Raw genomic sequence first — 4,870 nt, 5'->3', positions numbered from 1 at the left:
GCGCCAAAATGAACTTTTATAAATTCTTCTTGGTCTTTATCTGGGTAGATTCGGTACTTATAGGCTTTTAACATATTACATATTATATGTTTTAAAGAAATATATAGATTTCGTTAAAAACTAGTTAATTAAGTTTGTAAGTTGTATTCACTACTGTGCGAGGCTTCGCTTTCATCCCCCACCTGTCCGATCCAGTAAACTGGATCTACCAAGGAAGGGGACTTCCAGCTGTGCCTCCGCACTCCCAGAGTTAAAAAGGACTACAAGATCTTTTTTCGATACTTGCAAACAAAATTCCTGAAAATAAGACGTATCAAAATAGTTATTAGGCTATAATGCTGTATAAGCTGGACATGCCCTCTCTTTCTATCGTAATGCCTTCCATGAATGAAGAAGAAACCATCCGAATTTGCATAGAGAAAGCTCAGTCTATATTCAAAAAATATAGTATAGAAGGGGAGATAATAGTTGCCGACAACTCATCAGACAGGACTGCAGAGATCGCAGCGTCAATGGGTGCAAAGGTAATAGGTCCAATAAAAGGCTATGGAAACGCTTACCTCAAAGGGCTGGCCGAAGCAAAAGGTGACTATATTGCTATTGCCGATGCCGACAATACCTACGACCTTCTTGAGCTTGATAAATTCCTGGACCCTCTTATGGCAGGAGAAGCGGATTTTATAATGGGTACCAGGCTTAAAGGCAATATCAAAAAAGGAGCTATGCCCTGGCTGCACCAGTATATAGGCAACCCTTTCCTGACAGCAGTTTTAAATTTCCTTTTCAAGACGAAAATTTCGGATGCTCATTGCGGGATGCGGGCTTTTACAAAAGAAGCCCTTGGAAAAATGGACCTTAAAACTCACGGCATGGAACTTGCATCCGAGATGATAATTGAAGCTGCAAAATGCGGGCTTAAAATTAAAGAAGTCCCCATAACCTATTACTCACGCCGTGCTCCCTCTAAACTGCGTTCATTTCAGGACGGCTGGCGGCACATGAGGTTTATGATGCTATACCGTCCTCTGCCTTTTCTCTTTCTGCCTGGTGCTGTGGTTTTCGTCCTTGGAGCCCTGATAACCGGTTCTCTCCTTCTTACCGGAGATGTGGCAGAAAACAGGCTTCATTCCTTCATTTTGGGCTGTATGCTTCTGATCCTCGGAGGACAGACTCTCTCTACTGGTAGCTATTTGAAAACATATGGCCTTATCCGCGGTATGTACCCCAATAATAAGGAAAATACTACAAAATGGCTGAATTACCATTCTCTTGAAAAAGAGCTGTTTGCAGGTTCAATCATATTGATTGCAGGTCTCCTGCTCGGGCTAAGAGTAGTATCCACCTGGGTCAGCTCAGGATACGGTTCTCTCTCTGAAGTGAAGAGTGCAGTTATTTCAATGGTATTAGCTTTTATAGGGCTTCAGATGATTTTTTCGGCAATTGTCCTGAGTGTAATGCTCCTTGAAGTCGATACTGACTGGTAAGTGGTGCAATGAAAATCGCCTTTGTGTACGATGCTGTTTATCCCTGGGTCAAAGGCGGCGCAGAAATGCGCATCCATGAACTGGGAAAGCGGCTCTCGGCCAGGGGACATGAAGTACACATTTTCGGAGTTAAATGGTGGGAAGGAAAAGATACCTTTGAGTATGAAGGCATGACCCTTCACGGCGTCTGCAAAGCTAGAAAACTTTATGTAAACGGCAGGCGTTCGATTTCCGAAGCAGTAATCTTCGCTGCAAAATTATTCCCTGAGCTCAGGAAAGAAAACTTTGACCTTATAGATGTGAGTGTCTTTCCCTATTTTTCCTGTTTTACTGTAAAAGTGATTTCAATCTTAAAAAAAGTACCTTCAGTATTTACCTGGCACGAGGTATGGGATGATTACTGGTATGAGTATTTAGGAAGGGCAGGAATTTTTGGGCAGCTCGTCGAAAAAGCAGTCTCGAAGTTATCAGAAAATAATATTGCTGTTTCGAGCTGGACAAAGAATAGGCTTGAGGGGCTCGGGGTACCCGGAGAAAAGATTACGGTTATCTCTAATGGAATAGACCTTAAAAGGATTTCCGGGATTGAGCCCGACTGGGGAAAATTCCCTGTTGGCCTTGAAAGTAAAACTTATGATATCATTTTTGCAGGTCGGCTTATAAAGGAAAAAAATGTTGATCTGCTGATTAAAGCTGTAGCTCTTCTTAAAGCCGATTTTTCAGACATCAGGTGCTGCATTGTTGGGGACGGGCCTGAAAAGTCAACACTAGTGGAACTCGCAAAGAGAACTGGGGTTTACGAGAATATCGAGTTTGCAGGCTTTCAGGAGTACGGGGCATTGATCGGGAAAATCAAGGCTTCAAAGGTGCTTATTCTGCCTTCAAGCCGGGAAGGTTTCGGGATGGTGGTTATCGAGGCTTTTGCCTGCGGAGTGCCTGTGGTGACGGTAAGAGCAAAGTACAATGCTGCACAGGGGCTTGTTGAAGATGGAGTTGATGGGTTTATTGTGGAGCTTGAAGAGAGGGAGATTGCAAGAGCTGTGGTAAAAATGATTGGGAAGACCTCAGAGAACACAAAAGCTTCAGAAGCCTCATTGCGGAAAGCTGAAAACTATGATTGGGAAGAAATAGTTAAAAATGTCCACTTAGTTTTTGAAGCTTGTATAAGAAGAAATTAATGCTAAGTTTCTTTTCATAAAATGATTGGAGATTCCCTGTTTCAAGTGTGGACATCAGTGTTTTCTATTCAGGTATTCCTTTATTCGGACACTTCTCAAAAGTAAGTTGCTCAAAGAAACTTAGACTATTTCTGTTTTAGACTATTTCTATTTTTGAATATATCTACTCCTGAAGAGCCTTTGAAATAAATTTATAATTTTCTAAGTTTTATATACGCTTTTTACGGATTCCGATAAGTTTTATTTTTGCTCTTTAAGCTTTAATCTAAATTTTAAGGTTCAATAAAACTTCTTTTCGTAATTCATTCTCTTTAATCTCTCTATCGTGAGAAGTAAGCTTATATTTAAGCCAGCTAATTTCAAGGCTGTCAGCAGGTTTATAGCCTGCAAGAAAAACGGAACAAGGAATAGTTAAGAATGGATGAGAATATGAAAATGATAAAGTCATTAAAATCAATTTCCCGTTTTACAACGGTGTTAATGGTGTTATGTATTCTCCCTTCAGGAGCCTTTGCTGCAGAAAACAGTCCCAAATTTGTTCCTGCACAAAACATAACTGAAGGAAATTTCACTGACGTTCGGGCCGATATACTTGATTCTATCAATGAACAAATTTCTGAGCTTCAAAGTTTCTATACTAATGTAAGTGAAACATCCAGTGCCTCCGAACTCCAGAAAGTTCTGCTCAATCAGGCACCAGCAAAAGGATGCGGACCGGATGGTAAGCATAGAGGACCCGAAGGGATGAATCAGGGACCATGTGGAATGCCTGGATTATTTAACCTTGATCAGGTCGCAAACGTAACTGATGACAATTACACTGATGTCCAGACCGAAATCGTCGGTTCCATCGGAAATATGACTGAGATGCTTAACAAGCAGCTGGAAAACACTACTGATGAAAACAGGACTCAGATGCTCAATGAACAGATAACTGAGCTTGAAGGTTTATCCGCTAATGTGAGTGCAGCTTCCAGTGCAGCAGAACTGCAAGAAGTTGTATTAACTCATATGAAAACTCAGGCTGTTGATTCAATTGAAAAAGAAATTGAACACATTCAGGCTAAAGTGAGCGAGAATAAAAACAGAACCGATGGAAGCGATGAGAGTATCACAGAACTCAACAACAAAATAACGGAACTTACCACTCTAATGGATGATATCAACGCAGCTGAGTCCCTTGAAGATCTTAAAGAAATTATGTCCTCTTCACAGGGAATGCCAGGAATGGGTCATGAAATTGGTCACGGAATGTGTCCTGAACAAGATCCGATGCAACACGGAGGTAACTTCCCAATGTGCCCCGAAAAAATGCCTGAAAACAGTGCCAATAACAGCACTGAAGCTTAAAATTTGACAGATTTGAAGCTTGATTTAAGTAAGATATGAAATTAATAAGGAAAAGAGATGGGAAGTTAAAAAGACAATGATGTTAAAATTAATCTTTCCATCTTTTAAAATCCACCTTCAAGAAATCGACATCTAGACTGTATGTCTCCACTTATTGAATGTCAAATTACCTTCCGTTATCGGTTCAGCCGAATACATGGAGAACTTCTCTATGAACTATTAATAATTCATGGTGACTAACCACCTGATCAACGAAAATTTTGTAATAAATTCTGGATTTATCCTATCTTGTATCTTCAATACATGATGTTTATGGGGATTTCTTGATGTTACTGTTTGTATATTGAAATACACCACCTGCTGTTGTATTATTTATTAAATTTTCATACAGTTTTGAATCTGCGAAATTGTTTCAGGGATATAACAGTACAATTTCAGAATACTTTTTTATGTGTATCTGAATCCATTTAATCAATTATATTAAAAAGTATTAATAAAAATATTATATAAAAATGAAAACAGGATTCTGAATCAAGGCTCAAATATCCATAAAATATAGACGAATGACTAATATAGATAAACCAATTAATTTAAATAATTGTGAATAGTATTTAACTAAAAATTAATAGGGATATCGGGATTATTCTGTGCAGACAAGGTAAAATTATGAAGATTGCAATTATTCTCGGTACGAGGCCTGAGATTATAAAAATTAGCTCCATAATTTTTTAACAAAAAGAGAGGGTAAGAGCTTGTCTAAAATTGCACTAATAACTGGGATTACAGGTCAGGATGGTGCTTATCTTGCCGAATTTTTACTTGAAAAGGGATACGTCGTCCACGGAATCAAGAGACGAT

The 4,870-nt window shown here is 39.2% G+C and carries 5 protein-coding genes; 4 read left to right on the top strand and 1 reads right to left on the bottom strand.

Annotation, left to right across the window (positions count from 1 at the left end; genetic code table 11):
- A partial coding sequence (locus BP621_RS05775; protein ID WP_292388462.1) for a helix-turn-helix domain-containing protein occupies positions 1-74 on the bottom strand: 74 nt, incomplete at its 3' end.
- A gap of 279 nt (positions 75-353) precedes the next feature.
- On the opposite strand from BP621_RS05775, the gene BP621_RS05770 reads away from it, so the two are divergent.
- The 4 genes from BP621_RS05770 to BP621_RS05755 form a co-directional block, all read left to right on the top strand.
- Complete coding sequence (locus BP621_RS05770; RefSeq protein ID WP_292388460.1) at positions 354-1,484, top strand: glycosyltransferase family 2 protein; 1,131 nt, start codon at positions 354-356, stop codon at positions 1,482-1,484.
- Positions 1,485-1,492: 8 nt separating this feature from the next.
- A complete protein-coding gene (locus BP621_RS05765) occupies positions 1,493-2,662 on the top strand; it encodes a glycosyltransferase family 4 protein (RefSeq protein WP_292388459.1) in 1,170 nt (389 codons plus the stop codon).
- Between the two features lie 435 nt (positions 2,663-3,097).
- On the top strand, positions 3,098-4,012 hold the full coding sequence (locus tag BP621_RS05760; protein ID WP_292388458.1) for a hypothetical protein: 915 nt from the start codon (positions 3,098-3,100) through the stop codon (positions 4,010-4,012).
- A 752-nt stretch (positions 4,013-4,764) separates the two neighbouring features.
- Positions 4,765-4,870: GDP-mannose 4,6-dehydratase (locus BP621_RS05755; RefSeq protein ID WP_292388461.1), on the top strand; the 106-nt coding region annotated here is incomplete at its 3' end.

The organism is Methanosarcina sp. UBA5 (assembly GCF_002505485.1).
In the GTDB taxonomy this organism is placed as follows: Archaea; Halobacteriota; Methanosarcinia; order Methanosarcinales; family Methanosarcinaceae; genus Methanosarcina.
Note: the sequence above shows the minus strand (reverse complement) of the source record. Positions and strands in the feature narration are given on the sequence as shown.